The sequence below is a fragment of the Mesorhizobium sp. M1E.F.Ca.ET.041.01.1.1 genome, assembly GCF_003997355.1.
GTDB lineage: Bacteria > Pseudomonadota > Alphaproteobacteria > Rhizobiales > Rhizobiaceae > Mesorhizobium.
The window spans coordinates 1-556 of sequence record NZ_RZSL01001218.1; the positions used below are offsets into that span (position 1 = coordinate 1).

Below are 556 nucleotides of genomic sequence, written 5' to 3' on the forward strand. Positions count from 1 at the left end.
ATTCCATGGTCTTCTTCGACATGGCCGCGATCGGCCGCAACCAGGACGGCAGGTCCCTGCGGCCGGATCTCGAACATGCCTCCGATCTCGGCAAACAGTTCCAGACCGATGAAGCGAACTAGCCTCGCTGCGTTTATCACATTCGCAACCGCCCACGCCGTGGGCGCCGAAGGCGCCGCGCCGCCAAACGCGACAGCCACTCCCTTCCTCGTGTCGAAAAGCGTCGAACTGCTGACAGGAGATACGTGGCAGGACCGCGGCAAGCTCTACCGGCTTTATGGCGTGCAATCATGCTTGCGCGGCACGATCGCACTGGATGCCAATGGCAAGGAGCTCGATTGCGGCAACGTCTCGCTCGCCCACTTGGCCGCCTTGTTTTCGACAACGGCCGTGACTTGTCAGCCCATTGCCATGGCGCTCGACAAAGCGACCTTTGTGGTGTGTGGCGCGAAACTCGACGGCAATACGATCGACCTTGGGACCGCCCTTATCGCGGCCGGCTACGCGTTCGCCGCCACCGATGCGAAGGGCAACGCCGTCAGCGCCAATTATCTGG

1 protein-coding gene is annotated in these 556 nt (G+C 62.1%); it reads left to right on the forward strand.

Annotated elements, in window-relative coordinates; all coding sequences use genetic code 11:
- Positions 1-159: 159 nt before the first annotated feature.
- A partial coding sequence (locus EOA38_RS38455; RefSeq protein ID WP_127301682.1) for a thermonuclease family protein occupies positions 160-556 on the forward strand: 397 nt, incomplete at its 3' end.